This window comes from Micromonospora sp. M51, assembly GCF_018070305.1.
In the GTDB taxonomy this organism is placed as follows: domain Bacteria; phylum Actinomycetota; class Actinomycetes; order Mycobacteriales; family Micromonosporaceae; genus Micromonospora; species Micromonospora parva.
The window spans coordinates 1-639 of record NZ_JAGPXZ010001393.1 but is presented as its reverse complement, the minus strand read 5'-3'; the positions used below and the strand labels follow the sequence as shown (position 1 = coordinate 639).

Annotated in this window: 1 protein-coding gene; it reads right to left on the bottom strand. The window is 77.6% G+C overall.

Translation table 11 applies throughout. The features are described from left to right. Positions 1–639, bottom strand: a 639-nt coding sequence (locus KBX53_RS35035; protein WP_210864043.1) for an ATP-binding cassette domain-containing protein, incomplete at both ends; no start/stop codon positions are given.

Here is a 639-nt window from a genome sequence, read left to right as displayed (position 1 = left end):
GGCGAGCGCCAGCCGCTGCCGCTGCCCACCGGAGAGCTGCCCGCCCTCCTCGCCGACCACTGTGTCCCAGCCGGCCGGCTGGGCCTGGACCCAGTCCAGCAGACCGGCGGCGGCGGTGGCGGCGGTCAGCTCCTCCTCGCCCGCTGCGGGCCGCCCGAGCAGCAGATTCTCCCGCACCGTGGCGTGGAAGACGTACGCCTCGGCCAGCAGCCCGCCGACCGCGCGGGGAAGCGCCTCCTCGGCGTACGCCGAAAGGTCGTGACCGTCGAGTGTGACCCGGCCGGACGCGGGCCGGACGGTGCCGGTCAGCACTGCGGCCAGTGTGCTCTTGCCGGCGCCACTCGGGCCGACGACCGCGATCCGGCGTCCCGCCGGCAGGTCCAGGCTGACCCCGTCCAACGCGGGCGCCGCGCCGGCCCGGTACCGCACCGTCACGTCGACGAAGCGCAGCTCGTGCGGGCCGGCCAGGTCGGTACGACCGGTCGCGGGCGGCGCGGTCGGCGGCTCCGCGTCGAGCAGGTCGGCCACCCGGGTCAGGCCGGGCCGCAGCTGCGTCCACTGCCGGGCCGCCGTGACCAGCGCCAGCGTCACCTCGACGGCGGCCAGCGCGCCGACGGCCAGGACACCCACCAGCACCCC